The following is a 22,952-nucleotide window of genomic DNA, read 5'->3' as shown; positions in this document are numbered from 1 at the left end:
AACGCCATGAAATCGACCATAGTTGCAAACAGGCTTCGAAGCGGTGAATGGCCTTTACTGGCGTACCTCCATGAGCTCGAAAACCGCTTTGCCGAAATCGAGCCGAACGTCCTGGCTTTCGTGCCCGAGGAGCATCGCTGGACACGGCTCTATCGGGAGGCCGACGATTTGCTGCACCGTTATCCGAAGCCCGAGAATCGGCCGTCTTTGTTCGGCACGCCGATAGGCATCAAGGATATCTTTCACATCGACGGATTTGAAACGCGCGCAGGCAGTCGCTTGCCGCCCGAAGAACTTAGCGGTGCGGAAGCCAGCACCGTGACGCGCCTGAAAGATGCCGGCGCTCTCATTATCGGAAAGACCGTCACCGCTGAATTCGCCTATATTGCCCCCGGTCCGACACGCAATCCCTGCAATCCCGAGCACACGCCGGGTGGATCGAGCAGCGGCTCCGCGGCGGCCGTAGCCGCCGGCCTCTGCCTATTGGCGCTAGGCACGCAGACCATCGGATCTATCAATCGGCCCGCCGCTTTCTGCGGCGTCTGCGGATTCAAGCCCAGCTACGGAAGAGTTCCCGTGGACGGCGTAATTCCCCTGGCGCCGAGCGTGGACCATGTCGGCTGGTTCGCTTCCGATGTCGATGGAATCGAATTGGCTGCACAGGCGCTGGTTCCGGACTGGAAATCATCCCTAACCCATGGTCGTCCGAGGTTTGGAATTCCGGACGGCCCTTACCTCGATCATGTCACGCCGGACGCTAGACTCGGTTTTCAAGAGACCTGCGAGACGCTTAGAGCCAACGGGTATGTTCTCATCGAAGTATCGGCATTTCCCGATTTCGAGGAACTCTATCGTTCGCATCATCTGCTCGTTGCTGCCGAAGCTGCGCAGGTACACGAAAATTGGTACCGAAAGTACAAACCGCTTTACCGTCCGGAAACCGCAGAGCTCATCGAGCGCGGCCTCAAGGCTTCGGCATCGGACCTTGAGATCGCCAGAGCGGTCCGACTACGTCAGGGAGCACACCTCGCAGCGCTGATGCAACAACATGGCATCGATGCTTGGATTTCCCCTTCCGCGACCGGACCGGCCCCTCATGGGCTGAACAGCACCGGCGACTCGGTGATGCAGTTGCCCTGGACTCAAGCAGGCGTTCCTCTCCTCAGTATTCCGACCGGCGTCATCCGCGGTTTACCGGTCGGAATACAAATCGCTGGATCGTGGGGAAACGACGAAACACTAGTCCGATGGGCGCAGGGCATCGAATCGCTATTCGCCTCCCGCCGAACGAGATAATCGTCCTAAGGCGCGCTTTTCCGAAGATCAAAGCTACCCGGTGGTGGTATCCTATCGCCCCGTTTTTCGCTTCCTTGAATCCATGCAGCTTCCTAATTTCGACTCGGCCCGCATCCTGGTCGTCGGCGACTTAATGCTCGATCGCTACTGGCACGGCGGCACTTCCCGCATTTCGCCGGAGGCTCCGGTTCCGGTCGTACTGGTAAATGGCGTCGAGGAACGATTGGGTGGTGCGGGCAACGTCGCCCTCAATATTGCGACATTTGGGACGCAAACCAGCCTCATCGGTTATTGTGGGCGCGACGAAGCCGGAGAGAATCTTATCGCTCTCCTGCAATCCGCCGGTATCGACTGTGTTGTGGAGCAAATTCCGGGACGGCCGACCATCACCAAGCTCAGAGTGCTGAGCCGCCATCAACAGCTCATCCGGCTGGACTTCGAGGACCGCTTTCATGACGTCCCGTCGGCCCATCTCCTCGCGAATTTCGCCGGGAAGTTGAACGAGGCCGATGTCGTGGTACTCTCCGACTACGGCAAGGGAACCCTCAATTCAGTTCAGGAACTGATTCAACTCGCCGGAGAAGCGGGCAAAATGGTTTTAGTGGACCCAAAGGGCACCGATTTCGATCGATACCGCGGCGCCACCCTCATCACTCCCAATCGCAGCGAATTTGAGGCCGTGGCCGGACCTTGCCGGGATGATCATGAACTGGCGGAGAAGGGCCTTGGCCTGCTGGAAAAGCTCGAGCTAAAGGCCCTCTTGATTACACGCGGCGAACACGGGATGACTTTGCTGCGACGCGGCGAGTCCCCCCGGCATTTGCCAGCCCACGCCAAAGAGGTCTACGATGTAACCGGAGCCGGCGATACCGTCATTTCGACTCTCGCCGCAGCTCTGGCGGCGGGCGCATCGCTGGAGGATGCCACGGGTCTCGCAAATCTCGCCGCCGGAATCGTCGTGGGCAAGCTAGGGACGGCAAGCGTGACTCTCGAAGAATTGGATGACGCCCTGCACGGTCAGCGCGCCCATCATCGCGGCGCGATCGAGCTCGACAAACTTTTGCCTTTGCTCGGCACGGCGCGACGCAAAGGAGAGAAGATCGTCGTCACCAACGGATGCTTCGACATCCTGCATCCCGGCCATATCCAATACCTCCAGCAAGCCCGAGCTCTGGGTGACCGGCTTATCGTGCTGGTCAACAGCGACGCCTCGGTAAGACGCCTCAAGGGCAGCGGCCGCCCGGTCAATCCGCTCGAACATCGCATGACCATGCTGGCGGCTCTCGAATGCGTCGATTGGGTCGTGCCGTTCGAAGAAGATACGCCGCGCGACGTCATCGGACGCCTGCTGCCCGATATTCTCGTGAAAGGCGGCGACTACAAAGACATCACCGAAATAGCCGGCCACGATCATGTTCTGGCCAACGGAGGAGAAGTCAGGATTCTGGATTTTCTAGGCGATTATTCGACCACCCGAATCATTCAAGCCATACGCAATACCTGAACATGTCTGATCACGCCCGTTTAACGGACAGAATGGTGGACGCGCTTCGCGTTCCCCCTTATTCCATCCACGCCGAGCAATCCGTACTCGGCGGTCTCATGCTCGACAACCAAACCTGGGACGTCGTGGCCGACCGGGTGGGAGAAGAGGATTTCTACCGCAAGGATCACAAACTGATATTCCGCGCGATCAAGCAGCTTGCGGAAAAACAGACGCCGTTCGACGTCGTCACCCTGTCGGAAGTCCTGGAAAAAACCGGTTCGCTGGAAGAAGCGGGCGGACTCGCCTATCTCGCGATGATGGCCAAGGAGACGCCCAGCGCCGCCAATATCTCGTCCTATGCCGATATCGTGCGTGAAAAGTCGGTATTGCGGCAGCTGATCCATGCAGGTACCGAAATCGCCGATTCAGCCTTCCAGCCGGAAAATCGCGATTTGGCCCTGTTGCTCGAAACAGCCGAGCAAAAGGTTTTTCAGATCGCCGATCAGCGGCGGCGCGGCGGAGTCGGCTTCAAGCCGATCAAGTCGCTCTTGTCGGCCGCCATAGACCGAATCGAGATGCTCTTCCACAAGGAAGGCCACATCACCGGCGCGAGCACCGGTTTCGCCGATTTCGACGAAATGACTTCTGGCATGCAAGCCTCCGATCTCATCATCATCGCCGGCCGCCCATCCATGGGAAAGACCACCTTCGCCATGAACATTGCCGAAAACGTGGCCATCAAGGAGCAGGTTCCGGTAGCCGTATTCAGCATGGAAATGCCGGGCGAACAACTGGCCATGCGCATGATGTCGTCTCTGGGCCGCATCGACCAGCACCGGGTGCGCACCGGAAAGCTGGAGGACGACGAATGGCCGCGCATGACTTCCGCCATCAATATCCTGGCGGAAACCAAGCTGTTCATCGACGACACCCCTGCCCTGACACCCACCGAAGTCCGCGCCCGTTGCCGCCGCCTGGCACGCGAGCACGGTCAACTCGGACTGGTGGTGCTCGACTATCTTCAGCTCATGCAGTGCTCCGGCGGCGAAAACCGTGTGGCGGAGATCTCGGAAATTTCCCGCTCGCTCAAGGCATTGGCCAAGGAGCTGAACGTTCCGGTGATCGCCCTTTCGCAGCTCAACCGCAACCTGGAACAGCGCCCCAATAAACGGCCGGTTCCATCCGACCTGCGCGAATCGGGCTCGATCGAGCAGGACGCGGACCTGATCGTGTTCATCTACCGCGACGAGGTCTATCACCCCGATTCCTCCGACAAGGGCACCGCCGAAATCATCATCGCGAAACAGCGTAACGGCCCGATCGGAACCGTGCGCCTTACCTTCCTCGGCCAATACACGCGCTTCGAAAACTTTATCTCGGATCCGTACGCGGGCGAGGACTTTTAAGAATGATGCTGTCTGCTTATGCCGAGCTCGATTTGACGGCAGTCACGCATAATCTCACGCGCATTCGAGCGTTTGCGCCGAAAGCGAAAATCATGGCGGTGATCAAGGCCAACGCCTACGGCCACGGGCTGATTCGGATCGCCAAGGTATTGAGCGATGCCGATGCCTTCGCCGTAGCCCGCCTCGGCGAAGGCATCGCCCTTCGCGACGCGGGCATAAGGCAGCGTATCGCCGTGCTTCAAGGCTTCGTCGATAGCGAAGAACTGGAGCTCCATAGTCGCCACGGATTGGAGCCCGTCATCCATTCCCCGTTTCAGGTGGAACTTCTGGAGCAAGTTTCCTCGATGGAGTCGGTATCGGTTTGGTTGAAACTGGATACAGGAATGCACCGGCTCGGCTTGCTGCCGGACGAATTCTCATCCTGTTATTCGAGGCTTCAACGGTGTTCCGCTGTGCGCCAACCTATTCCCGTGATGACTCACTTGGCCAATGCCGACGTTTTTCAGGACACGATTACGGCAATACAGCTGGATTGCTTCAAAAGCGCGCTCCATAACGTTCAAACCGAATGCAGCATCGCCAATTCGGCAGGACTTCTGGCCTGGGATACCGCACGTGTCGAATGGGTCCGCCCCGGAATTGCGCTTTACGGTGTGTCGCCGTTTCCTGGTCGTACCGGTCCGGACGAAGGCCTCAGACCGGTGATGACCTTCCGGAGCCGGCTCATCGCGATAAAGAATCTGAAAGCCGGCGATGCCGTGGGTTATGGCGGTGATTGGATTTGCCCGCGCCCGACTCGCCTCGGAATCGTTTCGATCGGCTATGGCGACGGTTATCCTCGCCACGCGCAGTCAGGCACGCCGGTGCTGGTTCGCGGTCGGCGGGCAAGCCTGATCGGACGCGTTTCCATGGATATGATCAGCCTCGATCTCACGGATTGCCCCGACGCTCGGGTTGGGGATGAAGTCACTCTATGGGGCAAAGGCCTGCCCGTCGAGGAAATCGCTCAATACGCCTCGACTATTCCCTATGCCCTGCTCTGCGGCGTCACACCGCGGGTCAAGATGGTCGAACGGTGGGAATAGCACGTATTTTTTGATCGGATCTTTCGGCCGATAATCACTCGTCGTCCAAATCGAAGACGTTGTACAAAGGAGCCGTTGTGGCCGAACGCATCGCCAAACCCCAAGTGGGCGCTCCCGACCCGGAGCTGAGGACGTCGCCGATTCTGGAGGAATTCGATGACGATTATCTGGTATTAAAGCAGCAAGTGCCCGGCGAACCGGTTTGTCACTTCAACGACAAACGATATGCACACGGCACGTATGTTTGTAGCGGCGATACGCTTCTGCGCTGCGATTACGGAGTTTGGATCAGAACCGGCTCTTGCGACCCGGACAATCCTTAATTCCGTTATAACGGCCACCTTGTTCCACTGACGAGAGGATAACGTTATGCCGCAGCACCTTACCGATAAACAGCTCGAAGCATTCCGCAATAGACTCGAAACGCGTCTTGCAGAACTGACCCGAGGCGTTCGTGAAGAAGTCATTCAGTCGGGTCGTCACCACTTTACCGATGTCGCCGGCGAGGTTCACGACTCGGAAGAAGCTTCGGTCGCCAATCTGGTCATCGATATGGAACTGCAAACGATAGATCGGCATATTCAGGAAATTCGCGAGATAGAATCCACTCTCATCCGTATCGGCAGCCGCGAATTCGGCATTTGCGTCGATTGCGAGCAACCGATCGCGTTAGCGCGGCTGGAGGCGAACCCTACGACCGAGCGCTGTATTGCCTGCCAGAGCGCGTACGAGAAGGAACAAGCCTTGACGCATTCACCGTCTCTGTAGATTCTGCCATTCGGCGCCTTTCCGGGTTAAGCTTGCGCCGTCGGAAACGCCAAGACATCCCCGATAGATTCCGCTCGCATCCTGATCATCAGCAGGCGATCCAATCCAAGAGCTATACCCGAGCAATCCGGCAGTCCACTCCTCAGCGCCGCCAGCAAGCGCTCGTCTTTAGCCGGCAAGGGCAAACCGTTTTCTTCCCGGATGGCGAGATCCCGATCAAAGCGCTCTTCCTGCTCGACAGCATCGGCCAATTCGTGAAACCCGTTGCCCAACTCCAATCCTTCGAGAAATATCTCCACCCTTTCGACCACAAGCGGGTCGTCCGGCTTTTTTCGCGCAAGGGAAGGAAGAAAAGCGGGGAAATCGTAAACGAAAGTGATCCGCCCTCGCCCGAGATGGGGCTGGACCAGATGACTGAAGAGCAAATCGAGCCAAAGCGAGCGATCTCTGCCGCAAAGCGCCTCAGCCTCGGGAAGATCCCGAACTCTTGAGCGTTCGGAGAGTTCCTCGAACGAGGCCGATAACGGATCGACGCCTACATGCTCACGAAAAAGTTCGCGATAACTAAATCGCTCGGACGCTGCCAAAATCAGGTGATCACGGCAGATTTCTGCCAGCAACGCATCGATCTCGTCGATCAATTCGGCTAAATCGAATCCCACCCTGTACCATTCCAAAAGCGTAAATTCGGGATTGTGATGGCGCCCCGACTCTTCGTTCCGAAAGGCCTTGCAGATCTGGTAGATTGAACCGCTGCCCGCCGCCAGCAGGCGCTTCATTGCAAATTCCGGAGAGGTTTGCAGATAAAGTTGTTCGCCCTCACTACTGCCGGGCCGACGGAGAACGGTCGTGAAAGGATTGAGATTCGGATCGGTAACGCCGGCGCGGCACAGCAGTGGCGTCTCGACTTCCAAGACGTTTCTAGCCGAAAAAAACTGCCGAATTGTCGCAAGCAAAGCTGCCCGCTTCTTAAGAGCAGTCAGGGAACAACTGGGGCGCCAGTCCGCCATCGTCGGAAGAAACGTCGCTTGAGGTCGGCGGATACGGCGGACATGCCGCGTCCGCCGTCGAGCATGAAGGGATGCTATTTGACCCGAGATACGTACTCGCCCGTGCGGGTATCGACTTTGATCACCTCGCCGGTCTGCACGAACAGAGGGACCCTGACGACCGCTCCGGTGTCCAGGGTTGCCGGCTTGCCGCCGCCACCGGAGGTATCGCCACGCACGCCGGGATCGGTTTCAACAATCGTCAGCTCCACGAAGTTGGGCGGCGTGACCGAAATGGGAGCATTGTTGTACAGGGTGACGATGCATACGTCCTGCTCTTTGAGCCATTTCTTGGCATCGCCCACCACATCGCTGTCAGCGGCATACTGTTCGAAACTCTCCGGAACCATGAAGTGCCACTGCTCGCCATCGTTGTACAAATATTGCATTTCCGTATCGACGACGTCCGCACCTTCCAATGTTTCTCCGGATTTGAACGTGCGCTCGATGACACGGCCGGTCTTGAGGTTGCGGAGCTTTACGCGGTTAAATGCCTGCCCCTTACCCGGCTTGACGAATTCGTTCTCGATGATCGAACACGGATCGCCGTCGAGCATCACTTTTAAACCGCCCTTGAATTCATTGGTGCTGAATGTCGCCATTCTCTCCTCGTTCGCTTCAGTTAACTCAAAAAATACCGCGCATTATAATGTACGGCTTTGTCCTAAGAAACCCGACGTCTCTATGAAAACGCCCTGGCAGGCCGAGCTGGCCGACTCATTTACCAAACCCGCCGACCTCTTCGCTTTCTTGGAGTTGGATGAGATCCATCAAGCGGAATTCCTGGAGGCGACGGACCGTTTTTCGTTTCGCGTTACGCAAAGCTACGCTCGGCGCATGAGCAAACGCAATCCTCGCGACCCGCTTTTGCTTCAAGTGTTGCCCGATGCGCAGGAACTGATCGACCATCCGAACTTTGCAAACGATCCGGTGGGAGACTTAAAAGCCGTGACCGCCCCGGGAGTGCTGCACAAATACCATGGACGAATGTTGCTGATCACCACCGGTGCGTGCGCCATCCACTGCCGTTATTGCTTCAGGCGAAATTTTCCGTACGACGCGAACATGATCGGCAAACGGCAGGAACAGGATGCCGTTGACGCCATTCGGAGCGACCTAAGTATCAACGAAGTGATTCTCAGCGGCGGGGATCCTTTGGTGCTGAGCGACGAACGCTTGGCCCAGTTAATCCAAAAAATCGGGGAGATACAGCACATCAGGCGACTTCGAATTCACACGCGCCTCCCGGTAGTTCTACCGAACCGCATCACAACCGAACTTATCGCCGCGCTGACGGAGGCTCGTTTAAAAAGCGTGGTCGTCATTCACGCCAATCACGCGAACGAGTTCGATCACGACGTCAACGATGCGTTAAACGCACTCCAAAAGGCCGGAATTACACTCCTTAACCAGACCGTATTGTTAAAAGGCGTGAACGACGATGCCGAAACCCTTGTTCGACTGAGTGAAACACTTTTCGAGAACGGCGTGCTGCCGTATTACCTGCACGTACTGGACAAGGCGCAAGGGACCAGCCATTTCGACCTGTCGACGGAAGATGCGTTAGCGATTTACCAAGTCATGAGGGAAGCATTGCCTGGTTATCTGCTTCCCAAACTCGTTCGGGAGGAGGTGGGCCGACCGTACAAGACGCCGGTCGGATAAGATTTCAAAACTCCGGAAAAGCCATCAGCGGAGCCGGAACCCCGCCACGTCGGAAGTATCGACTTATTTAGTCGACGGCTTTCATGCTGAGACGAACCCTTCCCTGACGGTCGATCTCAAGAACCTTAACTTTGACGATGTCGCCCTCGGCCAGCTTATCGCTGACTTTCTCCACGTGTTCGTCCGAAATCTGCGAAATATGGACCAGCCCGTCCTTACCAGGGAGAATCGTAACGAATGCGCCGAAATCCATCAGCCGGGCGACACGGCCTTCGTAAACTTTCCCAACCTCGACTTCGGCCGTGATCGCTTCGATACGGCGACGAGCCTCCATTCCGGCTTCCTTGTCGACCGAAGCCACTTTAACGACACCGTCGTCGCTAATATCGATGCTGGCTCCCGTCTCTTCGGTGATCGCACGAATCGTCGCGCCGCCTTTGCCGATGACATCGCGAATCTTGCTCGGATCGATGGTGAAACTCATGATGCGCGGCGCAAAATCCGACATCTCCTTCCGGGGAGCCGGCAAAGCCTCCGCCATTTTCGCCAAAATATGCAAACGCCCTTCTTTGGCCTGCTCGAGCGCCTGCCGCATGATTTCCGGCGTGATGCCGTCGATCTTGATGTCCATTTGCAATGCGGTCACGCCGTCGCTGGAGCCGGCGACCTTAAAATCCATATCGCCGAGGTGATCCTCGTCGCCCATGATGTCCGAGAGCACCGCAAAATGATCGCCTTCTTTGATCAAGCCCATGGCGATCCCGGCAACGGGAGCCTTGGTCGGAACCCCGGCATCCATCAGTGCCAAGCTGGTTCCGCACACCGACGCCATCGAACTGGAGCCGTTGGATTCGGTAATTTCAGAAACGACTCGAATCACGTAGGGGAAGCTTTCCGGAGCGGGCATGATGGCCTGCACGCCGCGCTTCGCCAGCCTGCCGTGTCCGATTTCACGCCGTTTCGGCGCGCCTATCGGGCCGATCTCTCCCACGCAGAAAGGCGGGAAATTGTAGTGCAACATGAAGGATTCTTTATATTCGCCTTCTATTGCATCGATCAATTGAGCATCGCGTCCCGTACCCAAGGTGGCAACCACCAGGGCCTGAGTCTCGCCGCGGGTGAACAGTGCGGAACCGTGAGTACGCGGCAGTACGCCTGTACGTATCGTAATCGGCCGTACGGTCTTCAAATCCCGTCCGTCTATGCGTTTGGATTCGTTCAGAATCCGCCACCGGACCACATCCGATTCCAATTTTTCCAGCATGCCTCGAACGGCGTTCTCGGCATAATTCCCGTCCGCCGTCAAAGCATCGATCGTTGCTTTGCGAATTTCTCTGAGTTTCTGCTGACGAGTCTGCTTATCAGCTGTCTGATAAGCTTCGGCAATCTGCGCTGCCGACAAATCCTTAACGGCCTGGTATAAGGCCGCGTTGGCAGCGGGTGGCTCCCAGTTCCATGGCGTGACACCCACGGTCTCGGCCAGTTCATGGATCGCCTTGATAGCCGTCTGCATATGCTCGTGGCCGAACAACACGGCTCCGAGCATGACTTCTTCCGGAAGCATATCGGCTTCGGACTCGACCATCAGAACCGCCTTTTCCGTACCGGCAACGACCAAGTCCAGCTTTGAATCTTCAAGAACCGAACCGGAAGGATTGAGCACGAATTGGCCATCGATATAGCCGACGCGCGCTGCGCCGATCGGTCCTTGGAAAGGCATGCCCGAAAGCACCAGAGCCGCGGATGCCCCCAGCATCGAGGGAATATCCGGATCGACTTCGGGATTCAGGGAGAGAACCGTGGCAACGACCTGAACCTCGTTGGTGAATCCTTCCGGAAAAAGCGGGCGAATGGGCCGATCGATCAAGCGCGCGGTGAGGGTTTCTTTCTCGCTCGGCCGTCCCTCGCGCTTGAAAAAGCCGCCGGGGATGCGACCCGCCGCGTAGGCTTTCTCCTGATAGTTGACGGTCAGGGGGAAGAAATCGGTCTCGGGCGACGCCTCTTTCTCGCCAACGGCAGTGACCAAAACCACGGTTCCGGCCATATCCACCATAACGGCGGCATCCGTCTGGCGCGCAATTTCGCCGGTCTCGAAGGTAACGAGATATTCGCCGTACTTAAACTGTTTCCGAATCGGATTCACAATAATACCTTTACCGGGTGAACAACTATTTACGTAGACCCAATCGTTCAATCAAAGTCCGATAACGGTCGGAGTCCTTGCTCTTTAAGTAATCCAACAATTTGCGACGTCGATTGACCAAGCGCAACAAGCCGCGCCGCGAATGGTGATCTTTCTTGTGTTTAACGAAATGCGGAGTAAGGTGGTTAATCCGGGCAGTAAGCAGGGCCACCTGAACTTCCGGCGAGCCGGTGTCGTTCGTCGCTCGCTGATATTCTTGCATCACAGCGCTCTTGTCTGCTGTTTCAAAGGCCATTTTTTTCTCCTGAACAAACTTGTTTAACTTAATAAACTCACAATTGTAACTGTAGCTCTAGATGCGTTTCAATCGAAACGCCAACGAACTCAGAGTAATTTACGATCTAAGAGCCACCCTATTAAGATAGCTCCTGAACATCGCTCTGAACCGCCTTGACCAAACGCCGCGGTGTCACCCGTCCGTCGTCAAGAATCTCGCCCACTCCCATGAAAACAGATTGTTTTGCATACAATCTAACCCATCCATGCTTCGGCGCTTTAGGAACTAAAACGGCTTGGCCCTTTCGCACATAAAAACCGAGTTCGTCACTCAATTGAACCGCCGGCAAGGCGGATACGATGCGATCCATCGGGAGAACCAGTCCCAGCAATTCGCTTTCATCGAGTGTTTCCATACTTTCCAGCGTGTGAGAGTCGGCAATCGATAAGTCTCCTACCCCCGTACGTCTCAACATCTCGACATGGCCGCCGCAACCCAACGCTTTGCCGACGTCCTCGGCAAGGGTCCGGATATATGTGCCTTTCGAACACGCGACGTCCAATTGCAGACTCGACGAATCGAACCCCAGCAGCTTCAATTCATGAATGACCACTCGACGGGGTTCCCGTTCCACCTCGATGCCTTGGCGGGCCAAATCGTAAAGGCGTCGCCCTTGATGCTTGAGCGCAGAGTACATCGGCGGAACCTGAAGGATCTCGCCGCGGAATCCAGCCAGAACCTGCTCAACCACGTCCTCGCTCAGTGGCTTCACGGCCTTCGTCTCGACAATCTCGCCCTCGGAATCTCCGGTAAGTGTCGCTATCCCAAGGCGAACCTTCACCCGATAACGTTTGTCCGTATTCAGGAGAAACCCCGACAATTTCGTCGCTTCGCCCAAACAAATCGGGAGCAAACCGCTGGCGAGCGGATCGAGGCTTCCGGTATGACCGGCCTTTTGCGCTTTCAAAATCCGCTTGACCTTTTGCAGCGCCGCGTTTGACGTCATACCGGAAGCTTTGTCCAACAGCACAATGCCGTTAATGGACCGCAAATCGTTGCGGCGACTCATCGCTACCACCTATTCGCCGCTTTTCGGCTCTTCATGCAGCCGATCCAGGAGTGCATCCATATGCATGCCGCGCTCGATCGAATCGTCGTAGACGAAATGGATCTCGGGCATATTACGGATGCGAAGGCGCTTTCCCAGTTCGCGACGCAGCATCGGGATCATCGTCGATAAGAGCGCCACACATTTTTCGGCCGGCTCCTTGGCTCCCAAGAAAGTCACGAAAACTTTGGCTACAGCAAGATCACGGCTTACTACGGCATCGCTCACGGTAACCATTCCAAGGCGAGGTTCTTTTACCTGCGTCCGAATAAGATCCGCCAATTCCCTTTGGAGCTGCGAGGCAACCCGGTCGCTCCGTTTAAACTCTCTCGGCATATGAACTTAGACCGTCTCGATACTGAATCGTCTAGCGTTGCACTTGCACTTTTTCGAACACTTCGATCTGGTCGCCGACCTTGACGTCGTTGTAGTTCTTTATGCCCATACCGCACTCCATGCCCGCTTTGACCTCGCCGACGTCCTCTTTGAAGCGGCGCAGAGAATCCAACTGCCCTTCGAAGACCACCACGTTGTCTCGTAACACGCGGATCGGCAGATTCCGTTTTACGTGGCCGTCCAGCACCATGCAGCCGGCGATAGCACCGAATTTCGGATGACGGAACACGTCCCTAACCTCGGCAACGCCGACGATCTGCTCCTTGAACTCGGGTTCCAGCATCCCGCTGATGGACTTCTTGATTTCGTCGATCACATCGTAAATCACACTGTAATAGTGTAAATCGATGCCCCGCTCCTCAATGATCTTGCGCGCACCCGCATCGGCACGGACGTTGAATCCGATGATGATCGCGTTGGACGCCAAAGCAAGATTGGCGTCGGATTCGTTGATGCCGCCGACACCACCGGCAATGACTTTCACTTTGACCTTATCAGTCGAAAGGTCCGTCACCGACGCTCTCAGCGCTTCAAGACTGCCTTGCACGTCGGCCTTGATGATCAGGTTCAGATCCACGCTTTCGCCGCTTTCCATGCGCGAGAAGACATCCTCGAGCTTGGTCGCCTGCTGCGCCGCCAATTTACTGACACGCAGTTTTTCTTCACGATGCAAGGCGATCTCACGCGCCTTACGCTCGTCGGCAACGACGATGAATTCATCGCCGGCGTTCGGCGCGCCCGACAGCCCCAGCACCTCGACGGGCATCGACGGTCCGGCCTCTTTCACTGGCTTGCCATTTTCGTTGAACATGGCCCTGACACGCCCGAATTCCATGCCGCACAGGATAAAATCGCCCTTCTTCAACTGTCCACGCTGCACGAGAATGTCTGCCACTGGCCCTCGCCCTTTCTCGAGCTTCGATTCCAATACCACGCCGCTTGCGGGTATCTCGAAAGGCGTTCTGAGCTCAAGAACCTCAGCCTGCACGAGAATGGCGTCGAGCAATGCGTCGATACCCTGACCGGTCTTGGCGGAAACACTCACGAATTGGGTGTCCCCACCCCATTCTTCCGGGACCACATTGAGCCCGGTTAGTTCTTGTTTTACTCGATCCGGATCGGCTTCCGGTTTATCGATCTTGTTGACTGCCACGACCAGGGGAACATTGGCGGCGCGGGAGTGCTCCACGGCTTCGCGAGTTTGCGGCATCACGCCGTCGTCGGCAGCGACCACCAGCACCACGATATCCGTGACCTTGGCACCGCGTGCACGCATCGCCGTAAACGCGGCATGGCCAGGCGTATCCAAGAAAGTCACCGCGCCGTGATCCGTCTTGACCTGATAAGCGCCGATGTGCTGGGTAATGCCACCCGCCTCGCTGGCCGCGACGCGGCTCTTGCGAATATAGTCGAGCAATGAAGTCTTGCCGTGGTCGACGTGTCCCATGATGGTTACCACCGGAGCTCTCGGCAACTGCTCAATCTCCTCAGCCACCGACATGGTAGCCATAATCTCGGCCTCCAGAGCGTTTTCGACCTGCGGTATGGCCTTATGGCCCAACTCTTCGACCACCAAAGTGGCGGTATCTTGATCGAGTACTTGGTTGATGGTGGCCATCACTCCCATTCCCATCAACGTTTTGATGACTTCGGTCGCCTTAATGGACATCCGCTGGGCCAAATCCGATACCGTAATGGATGCGGGAATGGCGACCTCACGCACCACCGGGGCGGTTGGCTTCTCAAATCCGTGCCGGGCTTCCGGAAATGCAACAGGGCCTTTGGTGACTTTAAGCTTTTTCTTTTTATCTTTTCTTGCGTCATCGAGACCAAAGGGCTCACGAGCACCTTCGCTTCGGCCTTTAGGACGTTCAACGCCCGGCTTCTTTTTGGCACGTTTGGCTTCTGACTCTAAATGACGTGGGAGCTCCACCTCTTCCCGCTCGGCCGACACAGGCGGAACGACCGGTTTTTTAGGCGCAGGTATTTCTGCCGCGGGTGCGGGCGGCTCACGCTCTTCCACACTCACTGCTTTTTCGGTACGCTGCTGCTCTTCGACCAGACGTCGAGCCTCCTCCCGCTGCCTCTCTTCTTCCGCTCGTCTAGCCTCTTCGAGCAAACGCTGTTGCTCGGCGGCTCTCTCCGCTTCTTCGCGCTTCCTTCTCTCTTCTTCTTCCAAAGCCTTACGACGGACTTCTTCCTGCTGAGCGCGCAAAGCCTCCTGGGCTTCAAGTTCTCTCTGCTGGTCCTCGAGTGCCTGCCGCGCCTTTTCCACCTCAGTGCGACGTTCGCTCAGCTCCGGAAGCTCGCTTCGCTTGACATAGGTCCGCTTCTTGCGGACTTCTACGCTGATGGTCTTCACGCCCTTGCCGGGAATCTTGCCCTGCTTAAGCTCGCTAACGGTGCGCCGCTGCAGCGTTACCCGCTTCGGCTCTGCCATTTCCCCCTCGCTTCTGCCGTGGCTCTGCCGCAAATAACTCAGAAATCGAAGCTTTTCAGTATCACTGAGAACATCGTCCGCGTCGCTTTTTTCCAAACCCGCATCGCCCAACTGCGTAAGCAGTCGATCTACCGGAATGCCGACCACATCGGCAAGTTGCCGTACCGTCACATCGCTCATTCTTTCAGCCCCTGCCCTGTCAAATCCTCTTAACCTTCAGCAAACCACGGTGAGCGGGCCGTCATGATCAAACGCGCAGCCCTAGCTTCGTCCATACCCTCAACCTCCAGCAATTCGTCGACCGATTGTTCGGCCAAGTCCTCTATTGTCCTCACACCTCGCGCAGCAAGACGAAAGGCCGTTTCACGGTCCATTCCCTCCATCTCCAGCAACTCCTTGGAAGGCTCCGAAGATTCAAATTCTTCCTCGTTGGCGATCGCCTTGATCAGCAACGCGTCGCGCGCTCGATTTCGTAGCTCCTCGACGATGTCTTCGTCGAACTCCTCGATCTCCAATAGCTCCTTGGCTGGAACGTAAGCCAACTCTTCAACCGTCGAAAATCCCTCTCTAACCAGAATCTCGGCGACGCTCTCGTCCACGTCCAGCTGTTCCATGAACGACTGCATGAGCTTGGCCGTCTCCAGCTCATTCTTGGCTTCCGCCTGGGAAGCGCCCATTACGTTGAGCGTCCATCCGGTCAGCTCCGATGCAAGTCGCACGTTTTGTCCACCGCGCCCAATGGCTTGAGACAGGTTTTCATCCGCCACGGCAATATCCATCGAATGCTTGTCCTCGTCGACCACGATCGAGACGATCTCAGCCGGCGACATCGCGTTAATCACGAATTGAGCGTCGTTCTCGTTCCATAAAATAATATCGATACGCTCACCGGCTAACTCATTGGATACCGCCTGGACCCGGGAACCGCGCATACCCACGCATGCGCCCACCGGATCTAGCCGTAGATCGTTGCTCTTTACGGCCACTTTCGCACGAACTCCGGGATCTCGAGCAGCCCCCTTGATTTCAATGACCCCTTCGCTGACCTCCGGAACCTCCAGCCTAAATAATGCAATCAAAAGTTCGGGTGCCGTGCGACTGACGAACAACTGAGGCCCCCGAGACTCCGGGCGTACAGCTTTCAAATAGCCCCGCAAACGATCGCCGGACCGCACAGCCTCGCGGGGTATCATCTCGTCCCTGGGAACAAAGGCTTCGACGTTACCGCCCAGATCGAGGTAGACATTGCCCCGCTCGACGCGCTTGACGACGCCGGTCACAAGCTCGCCGACCCGGTTCTTGTAGGCATCGACGACTTTCCGGCGTTCCGCATCCCGCACCTTCTGTACAATAACCTGCTTGGCGGTCTGCGCCGCAATGCGTCCGAATTCAATGGATTCGATGGGCTGTTCGATATAGTCGCCAACCTGAATATTGGGCCGAATCTTTCGTGCCTCGTCCAAGGAAATCTCGATATCCGGGTTTTCGACGCCAGCCTCATAGTCCGCATTGGAGTCAACGACCAGCCAACGACGGAATGTCTCATAGCCCCCGGTTTTCCGGTCAATCGCGACGCGCACGTCGATTTTGTTGTCGTGGCGCTTGATTGTTGCGGTGCGAAGCGCATCCTCTATGGCGCCGAAAATGACCTCTTTATCGATGTCTTTCTCATTGGATACGACATCCACCACCAACAAGATTTCTTTATTCGCCATCGCGTCGTCCTTAGATTTAACTACCAAACTCAGGCGCCAGGCGCGCCTTTTCAATTGATTCAAATGGAATTCGCAAAGTTTCGCCACCCTCTTGAATTAGAACGTAATCGCCTTCCACGCCTGCCAGGTAAGCCTTAAATTTGCGCCGCCCATCGATGGGCCGGGCGAGCTGCAAACGGGCCAGACTACCCTTGAAGCGCACGAAGTGCTCCAACTTGGAAAGCGGCCGGTCAAGACCTGGCGACGAAATTTCAAGCTGATAACGACCGGGAATCGGGTCCTCCACATCGAGTACGCCACTCAGTTGATAGCTAACCCTCGTGCAATCGTCGAGAGTGATGCCAGACTCGCTGTCGATGTAGACTCGGAGCACGCGCCGGTGGGCGTCGAACTCTATGTCTATCAGTTCATATCCCAAGCCGCTAACGACCGGCTCAATCAAACCCGCCAAACGCTCCTGCGGCTTCATTGCGACCTCGTAAATTTCACTCACAAAAAATGGGCGCAATGGCCCATTCTTGTTTTGTTATTCCCTTTAAAAACTAAAAAAGCCCCTATGGGGCATACCTTATCAAAGCGGGGCGACTCTAATCACACACTCTTAAAGTAACCCGCTGTTTATAGACGCATGTTACCACACAAACAACTAAATGTGGAACTCCCGTTATCATACGCGGGCACCGATTGCCTATACCCAATTAATAACCGCGGGCGTACCATAAAGAGACACGATAAAGAGAGGAGAATTCCGATGCCTTTAACTCCGATGGACTTGGTCGCCGAAGCGAAGCGACACATTAGAGAAGTCAATCCCGAAGAAGCTAAAGCCCTAATCGGCAAAGCACTGGTTCTGGATGTCCGGGAACCGGCGGAATTCACGCTAGGCGCCTTGCCTGGCGCGGTAAACATTCCGCGCGGCGTACTGGAGTTCAAGATCGACAGCCACCCGACGTTTCAAAATCGGCGTGACGCCGACATCCTCGTCTACTGCCAGACCGGCGGCCGTTCGGCTCTGGCGACCGAGGCACTCAAAAAGCTGGGCTACGTAAACGCCGTCAGCCTCGCGGGCGGCTTTAAACTTTGGCAGGAATCCGGCCAAGCGGTGGAAACGCCTCCCGCTTCTTGAAGCTTATGGCGTCTAGTCGTAATGGAGACGATCGCTCGGCCTCTGAAGGGCGAATGCGCCTCGACAAGTGGCTGTGGGCAGCCCGGTTTTTCAAAACCCGCCAGCTGGCCATAGATGCCATCAACGGGGGCAAAGTGCATCTAAACGGACAACGGGCGAAGCCCGGAAAGGAAATCGGCGTTGGCGCAAAGCTTAGAATCAGCAAGGATCAATACATTTGGGATATTACGGTTCAAGCTTTATCGTCCCAGCGTCGTCCAGCCGCCGAAGCAGTGCTGCTTTACGAAGAGACTCCGGAAAGCATCACGCGCCGGCAGGCTGAAGTCGACAGGCGACGCGATGAACGGTCGCTTTCCCTCCAACCGGAAACCAGGCCGAACAAGAAGGAGCGGCGCCAGATCCACCGATTCAAGCGCGGCCCGGAATAGTGGCGCGTAGATTTTCTGAATCGCCTTTCAACCACGATGACCATGTCGTCTAAACCCGCTCCTCGGCCGGAGGTCGTATACACCGTCTCGCGACTGAACCGGGAAACCCGTTTTCTGCTCAACGACTGCTTCGGCAGCATCTGGATCGAGGGTGAAATCTCCAATCTCTCGACCCCCTCTTCCGGGCATATTTATTTCAGTCTGAAAGATACCGAGGCTCAGATACGCTGCGCCATGTTCCGTGCACAGAGCCGATCCCTCGACTTCAAGCCGGAGAACGGCGATCACGTGCTGATCAAGGCTCAAGTCAGCCTCTACGAACCGCGCGGCGATTTCCAACTGATCGTCGAATACATGGAAGAAACCGGCGACGGCCTACTGTTGCGCGCGTTTGAGGCTTTAAAGCAGCGTTTGGCGGCCGAAGGACTATTTGATGCCCAGCACAAAAAGCCGATCCCGAGTCTGCCGCAATGCGTAGGCGTCATTACTTCGCCGACGGGGGCGGCCGTCCATGATGTTCTTACCGTGCTCCGGCGCCGCTACCCCTCGGTCCCCGTAATCATTTTCCCGGTTAAGGTACAGGGCGCCGAAGCTAAATTCGAAGTCGTGAAGGCCCTCGCCGCGGCGGATCGGCTACAGATGTGCGATGTCCTGATATTGGCCCGCGGCGGCGGATCTCTGGAAGACTTATGGGCGTTCAACGAAGAAATCGTGGCCCGCGCGATTTTCGAATGCAAGACGCCGGTGGCTACGGGGATCGGGCATGAGATAGATACCACGATTGCCGATTTCGTCGCGGATCTGCGCGCGCCGACACCGTCGGCAGCCGCGGAGGCGGTAACGCCCGATTGCGCCGCCTTGCTGGCCCGATTCGAACGGATCGAGCAGCAGCTTTGCCTCCGCATGAAAGCGGGGCTCGAACGCGATCGAAATACACTGCGCGTTCTCGGCAAACGCTTGCAGCAAGAACATCCCAGCAAACGCCTCCAAACCCAAAGCCAGCGATTGGATCTTTTGGACCTCCAACTCAAGCGAGTAACGAGAAATTCGCTGTCCAATCTGGACGTGCGACTGCGGACACAATTCGCTGCTTTGTCCAGACACCGGCCCCAACAGCGCCTACAGATGCTCGAAGAAAGACGATGTCAGATTTACCAACGCCTTTGTCTCGCGATTCAGCGGGCTCTCGAAAAGCAGGATCAGCATGTCTCCGGCCTCGCGGAGCACCTCCACGCGGTGAGCCCTTTGGCGACGCTGACACGCGGTTATGCTGTCGCCTACAAACAGGACACGGGAGAAATTCTGCGCTCTTATCGCGATATCCAGCCGGGTGAAAGCATGGAGACCCGGCTTGCGGACGGCATCCTGATCAGCCGAATCGAGGAGGCGCGAAAATCCTGAAAAATGGCGGCGATCAGGAGGAACCTATCACCTTTATACGCCAGGCTTCGGTACAAAATCAGGCAGCGGCATTCCGATATGGAAGCCTTGGACGTAATCGATTCCCATGTCTTGAAGAACCGCCAAGGTGTTTTCGGATTCGACAAACTCTGCAATGGTTTTAATGCCGAGATCGCGGCAAAGACGACTGAGATTGCCCACCAACGCCCGGTCGATGCGGGAATTCAAGATGTTGCGCACGAACTCGCCGTCGATCTTGACATATTCGAAGTGCAATTCCCGCAGGTAATGGAAAGAGTTGTAACCGCTCCCGAAATCATCCAGGGCGAAGGAAAAGCCGATACGCCGCAACTTGGCCAAAAACTTACGCATATGAGCCATGTCGCCGATCGCTTCCCTCTCCATGACTTCGAAGACGACACGACTCGGCGGAAAACCGAGGCGATCGCATAGCCCCTCCGCGAACCCGAGAATTCCACGTTCTCGCATTTCTTGAGCCGATAAATTGATGAACAAGCGAGGCAAGGGGTCGTCCGCTTCGACTAACGCGCTCGCGGCGGAAAACGCATCCGTCAGAATGGACCTATCCAATTCCCGAGCCAATCCGTATTTTTCAACTGTCTTTATAAATACCCCGGCCGACACGACTTCTCGTCCGGGTTTGATGAGGCGCGCAACCGCTTCGTAAGCGAACAATGTCCCCTTTCGGCAATCAACGATCGGTTGATAATAAGGAATGATGCGGTGTTCGCTCAGGGCTTGCCGAAGCTCTTCTGCATAGATCCGGCTGTGACGGCTCAGCTTCACCGATTCGTCCGCCGATTCAAGCGTCGATACTTCGTCCTTGCCCATTCCCTTGGCGTGATAGAGGGCCATGTCCACGCCGGCAATCAAGTCGACGGCATCCTTCCCGTTCTTCGGATAGCTGACCAGACCAATCGAAGTGGTGATATAGAACTGGCGTCCGTCCGGTGCCTCGAGTCGCATTCCGCGCAGCCGCTCCCGCAGCGACTCGGCCACACTCAGCGCACCCGATGGCGGCGTCTCGGGCAGAATCACAGCAAACTCGTCCCCGCCAATGCGGAAAGCAATGTCGCCCTTGCGTAAATAACCGTGCAGGCATTCACCGATTTGAACCAGCGTTTTGTCGCCAGCGGGATGGCCGTACGAATCATTAATGTCCTTGAAATTATCCAGATCGAGCAACAAGATCGAGAACTCATGCCCGTGCCGCGCAGAGCGCTCGATTTCGTAATCCAACATTTCGGTAAACCGTCGCCGGTTGCAAAGTCCGGTGAGCGGATCGTGCTCGGAATAGTATTCCAGCTCATCCAATGTGTGCCCCAGCGACTTGCTTGAACCAACCACCATGACCATTACCGACAGCAAAGAACGGATCATGCTGAGTTCCTGCACATCCGGCGGCGTTGCTGAGGAGTAAACCACCCCGAGCAATCCCGCGAGCTGAGGCGCATATTCAGGCATCATCACAGTAAGGGTTCTGATATCGTCTAGATCAATGATATTTGCGTCACCGCCAACCTGATATTCTTCGATCTCGACCGCCGCATCCGGAGGCAGCTTGAGCTTTTCGATCGCTTCCCCGATTAGTCGCTCCTTGACCGAACATTTGATTTGATCGGAATACGAGCCGAAGTAATAGAAAAACAGCGATAAGCCGTGATCTTCGAGAAAGGCGATGAAAAAGAAATCAAAAGGAAAGATATTGCGGAAACCGACAAGAATTTCCTGAACGAACTCATCCCAATGCGTCACACGCTCATGGGAAAAAATGATTTGCTCCAACACTTGGCTCTGGCGCTCGAACAATTCTTTCTCCACCAGCGTCGAAGCCAAAAGATCCATGGTCTGACTGAACTCCCTCAAAACTTCCTGTATGTACTTTCCGTTTCGATGCCATTGCCGCTGTCTTTCGTCCGCCAGCAGATTCAAGCTGCGATCTAATTTACTGCAGTGCTGCAATATGATTTTAGATCTCGGGGTATCGCTTTCCAGATCGGCAATGACGCTAGCGTGGACGCGTTCTATCATGGCTCGAATCGTGGCGCCGAACATCTGCGTCCGGGTTTGACTTTCGAGCAGCGAGGATAACTGCTCCATCACCTGTTTGCGCAGCTTATTGAGCTGCGATGGCATTCCACGCTGAGGGTCGAGAGAATCGGGGATGGTTTTGGCCATCAAATTCATAATTGCGTGTCCTTAGGAAAGCGTCCTCCTTTTTCCATGAGATCGATCCCGCACTGCAAATTCGAAAACCAGCCGATAAAATCCCTTACAGCGTTGCCCCGGTAAATCGGCCCATGCTGGGGAGCCAACATTTCGATTTCCAGGCCTGAAATCGTATCTACCCAGCACCTGGCAGCTCGGTTCGAACACATGTAGCGGCGGTGAAATCCTTCGATATAAGGGAGATGACTCGCGAAATCATCAACGAACTCGTATGCCAAATGCTCTGGAAGCATCGCCGCTCCTATATCGCCGGTGAATAGGATTTTGGCGATCGGATCATAAACATTGAGCTGGCCTTCGGAATGTAAGAAATGTGCCGGCAATAATTTCAACTCAAAGCCCGGCGAAAAAGCACATGACATACCTTCATCCGGTACTGGAACGAAGCGGCTCAAATCCCTGATGCCGTAGTGCGGAAGAAAGCGGAGCCAGATGCGAGGAGCATATACCGGGGCCGCGGTGAGCTCTAACCAAGTAGAAAGTCCACCCACGATGTCGGGATCCTGGTGCGACAAAATGATGGCGCGTAAATCCCGAGGCTCAAGATATTGAAGCAATTCGGTGAGCGCCCCAGGCATAACCCCAAAACCACCTGGATCGAGCAAGACTCCATATCCATCATGGAGAACCAGATACTGATTGGAACGGATACCTTCTTCTTCGCCCGGTTCGCTCTCGTTTAGCAAAATGAACCGATGCTCCGGCGTTTTGAACAACGTAACGTTTCGCACGGCTAACCTCTTGTTATTGTTATTATTCCGTTGTGGATGTCCGTTTAGTATCACGTGACTCGCTTCCCTGGAGCACTATTTTAGAGCACATTTCCGAATCGTACGCTAATCCACGACGATACCTGGCTGAAGGGCAGAAAAACCGTATCATTTAAATGAAAATTTTTCTGTAAGCCTTTTCT

21 protein-coding genes are annotated in these 22,952 nt (G+C 55.9%); 10 read left to right on the top strand and 11 right to left on the bottom strand.

What is annotated here, in order from left to right; all coding sequences use genetic code 11:
- Positions 1–6 precede the first annotated feature (6 nt).
- From ABJK70_RS01715 to ABJK70_RS01690, 6 genes are all read left to right on the top strand, one after another.
- Positions 7–1,296, top strand: a complete 1,290-nt coding sequence (locus tag ABJK70_RS01715) for an amidase (RefSeq protein WP_347257308.1) — start codon at positions 7–9, stop codon at positions 1,294–1,296.
- A gap of 82 nt (positions 1,297–1,378) precedes the next feature.
- A complete protein-coding gene (gene hldE / locus ABJK70_RS01710; protein WP_347257307.1) occupies positions 1,379–2,800 on the top strand; it encodes a bifunctional D-glycero-beta-D-manno-heptose-7-phosphate kinase/D-glycero-beta-D-manno-heptose 1-phosphate adenylyltransferase HldE in 1,422 nt (473 codons plus the stop codon).
- A 2-nt stretch (positions 2,801–2,802) separates the two neighbouring features.
- Positions 2,803–4,188, top strand: coding sequence for a replicative DNA helicase (gene dnaB, locus ABJK70_RS01705; protein WP_077730443.1), 1,386 nt, complete (start codon positions 2,803–2,805; stop codon positions 4,186–4,188).
- Between the two features lie 2 nt (positions 4,189–4,190).
- Positions 4,191–5,273, top strand: coding sequence for an alanine racemase (alr, locus tag ABJK70_RS01700; RefSeq protein WP_077730442.1), 1,083 nt, complete (start codon positions 4,191–4,193; stop codon positions 5,271–5,273).
- Positions 5,274–5,350: 77 nt separating this feature from the next.
- The gene (locus ABJK70_RS01695; protein WP_077730518.1) at positions 5,351–5,596 is read left to right on the top strand and encodes a DUF1496 domain-containing protein; all 246 of its coding nucleotides are present in this window, start codon (positions 5,351–5,353) and stop codon (positions 5,594–5,596) included.
- A 46-nt stretch (positions 5,597–5,642) separates the two neighbouring features.
- Positions 5,643–6,041, top strand: coding sequence for a TraR/DksA family transcriptional regulator (locus ABJK70_RS01690; RefSeq protein ID WP_077730441.1), 399 nt, complete (start codon positions 5,643–5,645; stop codon positions 6,039–6,041).
- 26 nt (positions 6,042–6,067) lie between these two features.
- Here the strand turns inward: ABJK70_RS01690 and epmA are convergent, their stop codons facing one another.
- Complete coding sequence (gene epmA, locus ABJK70_RS01685) at positions 6,068–7,051, bottom strand: EF-P lysine aminoacylase EpmA (protein WP_347257306.1); 984 nt, start codon at positions 7,049–7,051, stop codon at positions 6,068–6,070.
- Between the two features lie 74 nt (positions 7,052–7,125).
- The gene (gene efp, locus ABJK70_RS01680) at positions 7,126–7,692 is read right to left on the bottom strand and encodes an elongation factor P (protein WP_077730439.1); all 567 of its coding nucleotides are present in this window, start codon (positions 7,690–7,692) and stop codon (positions 7,126–7,128) included.
- 82 nt (positions 7,693–7,774) lie between these two features.
- Here efp and epmB point away from each other — a divergent pair, with 82 nt between their 5' ends.
- Positions 7,775–8,755, top strand: a complete 981-nt coding sequence (epmB, locus tag ABJK70_RS01675) for an EF-P beta-lysylation protein EpmB (RefSeq protein ID WP_156880072.1) — start codon at positions 7,775–7,777, stop codon at positions 8,753–8,755.
- A gap of 67 nt (positions 8,756–8,822) precedes the next feature.
- Here epmB and pnp read toward each other — a convergent pair whose 3' ends face one another.
- The 7 genes from pnp to rimP all read right to left on the bottom strand — a co-directional run bounded on the left by pnp (position 8,823) and on the right by rimP (position 17,303).
- Positions 8,823–10,904: a polyribonucleotide nucleotidyltransferase gene (gene pnp, locus ABJK70_RS01670; protein ID WP_240502529.1), complete on the bottom strand. Its 2,082-nt coding sequence runs from the start codon at positions 10,902–10,904 to the stop codon at positions 8,823–8,825.
- 19 nt (positions 10,905–10,923) lie between these two features.
- Positions 10,924–11,193, bottom strand: a complete 270-nt coding sequence (rpsO, locus tag ABJK70_RS01665; RefSeq protein ID WP_086134391.1) for a 30S ribosomal protein S15 — start codon at positions 11,191–11,193, stop codon at positions 10,924–10,926.
- Between the two features lie 121 nt (positions 11,194–11,314).
- Positions 11,315–12,244 carry a tRNA pseudouridine(55) synthase TruB gene (truB, locus tag ABJK70_RS01660; RefSeq protein WP_077730435.1) on the bottom strand — a complete coding sequence of 310 codons (930 nt, stop codon included), beginning with the start codon at positions 12,242–12,244 and terminating at the stop codon, positions 11,315–11,317.
- A gap of 9 nt (positions 12,245–12,253) precedes the next feature.
- A complete protein-coding gene (gene rbfA / locus ABJK70_RS01655) occupies positions 12,254–12,619 on the bottom strand; it encodes a 30S ribosome-binding factor RbfA (protein ID WP_077730434.1) in 366 nt (121 codons plus the stop codon).
- A gap of 31 nt (positions 12,620–12,650) precedes the next feature.
- Entirely contained in the window at positions 12,651–15,299 is a 2,649-nt protein-coding gene (gene infB, locus ABJK70_RS01650; protein WP_086134393.1) for a translation initiation factor IF-2, read from the bottom strand.
- 29 nt (positions 15,300–15,328) lie between these two features.
- The gene (gene nusA / locus ABJK70_RS01645; RefSeq protein WP_077730432.1) at positions 15,329–16,834 is read right to left on the bottom strand and encodes a transcription termination factor NusA; all 1,506 of its coding nucleotides are present in this window, start codon (positions 16,832–16,834) and stop codon (positions 15,329–15,331) included.
- 16 nt (positions 16,835–16,850) lie between these two features.
- On the bottom strand, positions 16,851–17,303 hold the full coding sequence (gene rimP, locus ABJK70_RS01640) for a ribosome maturation factor RimP (RefSeq protein ID WP_077730431.1): 453 nt from the start codon (positions 17,301–17,303) through the stop codon (positions 16,851–16,853).
- A 282-nt stretch (positions 17,304–17,585) separates the two neighbouring features.
- Here rimP and ABJK70_RS01635 point away from each other — a divergent pair, with 282 nt between their 5' ends.
- From ABJK70_RS01635 to xseA, 3 genes are read left to right on the top strand one after another with little or no spacing between them, the layout of a single operon-like run.
- Positions 17,586–17,960 (top strand): rhodanese-like domain-containing protein, encoded by a 375-nt coding sequence (locus tag ABJK70_RS01635; protein ID WP_077730430.1) that lies wholly within the window; start codon positions 17,586–17,588, stop codon positions 17,958–17,960.
- Positions 17,961–18,013: 53 nt separating this feature from the next.
- Positions 18,014–18,388: a S4 domain-containing protein gene (locus ABJK70_RS01630; protein ID WP_240502519.1), complete on the top strand. Its 375-nt coding sequence runs from the start codon at positions 18,014–18,016 to the stop codon at positions 18,386–18,388.
- A 42-nt stretch (positions 18,389–18,430) separates the two neighbouring features.
- Complete coding sequence (gene xseA / locus ABJK70_RS01625) at positions 18,431–19,789, top strand: exodeoxyribonuclease VII large subunit (RefSeq protein WP_347257305.1); 1,359 nt, start codon at positions 18,431–18,433, stop codon at positions 19,787–19,789.
- A 33-nt stretch (positions 19,790–19,822) separates the two neighbouring features.
- Here the strand turns inward: xseA and ABJK70_RS01620 are convergent, their stop codons facing one another.
- Together ABJK70_RS01620 and ABJK70_RS01615 are read right to left on the bottom strand one after the other, a co-directional pair.
- A complete protein-coding gene (locus ABJK70_RS01620; RefSeq protein WP_347257304.1) occupies positions 19,823–21,997 on the bottom strand; it encodes a bifunctional diguanylate cyclase/phosphodiesterase in 2,175 nt (724 codons plus the stop codon).
- Positions 21,994–22,770: an MBL fold metallo-hydrolase gene (locus tag ABJK70_RS01615; RefSeq protein ID WP_077730427.1), complete on the bottom strand. Its 777-nt coding sequence runs from the start codon at positions 22,768–22,770 to the stop codon at positions 21,994–21,996. The genes ABJK70_RS01620 and ABJK70_RS01615 overlap by 4 nt, the downstream gene beginning before the upstream one ends.
- Positions 22,771–22,952: the final 182 nt, after the last annotated feature.

The organism is Methylocaldum sp. (genome assembly GCF_039794385.1).
Taxonomy (GTDB): domain Bacteria; phylum Pseudomonadota; class Gammaproteobacteria; order Methylococcales; family Methylococcaceae; genus Methylocaldum.
This window is presented reverse-complemented; position numbering and strand designations above follow the sequence as displayed.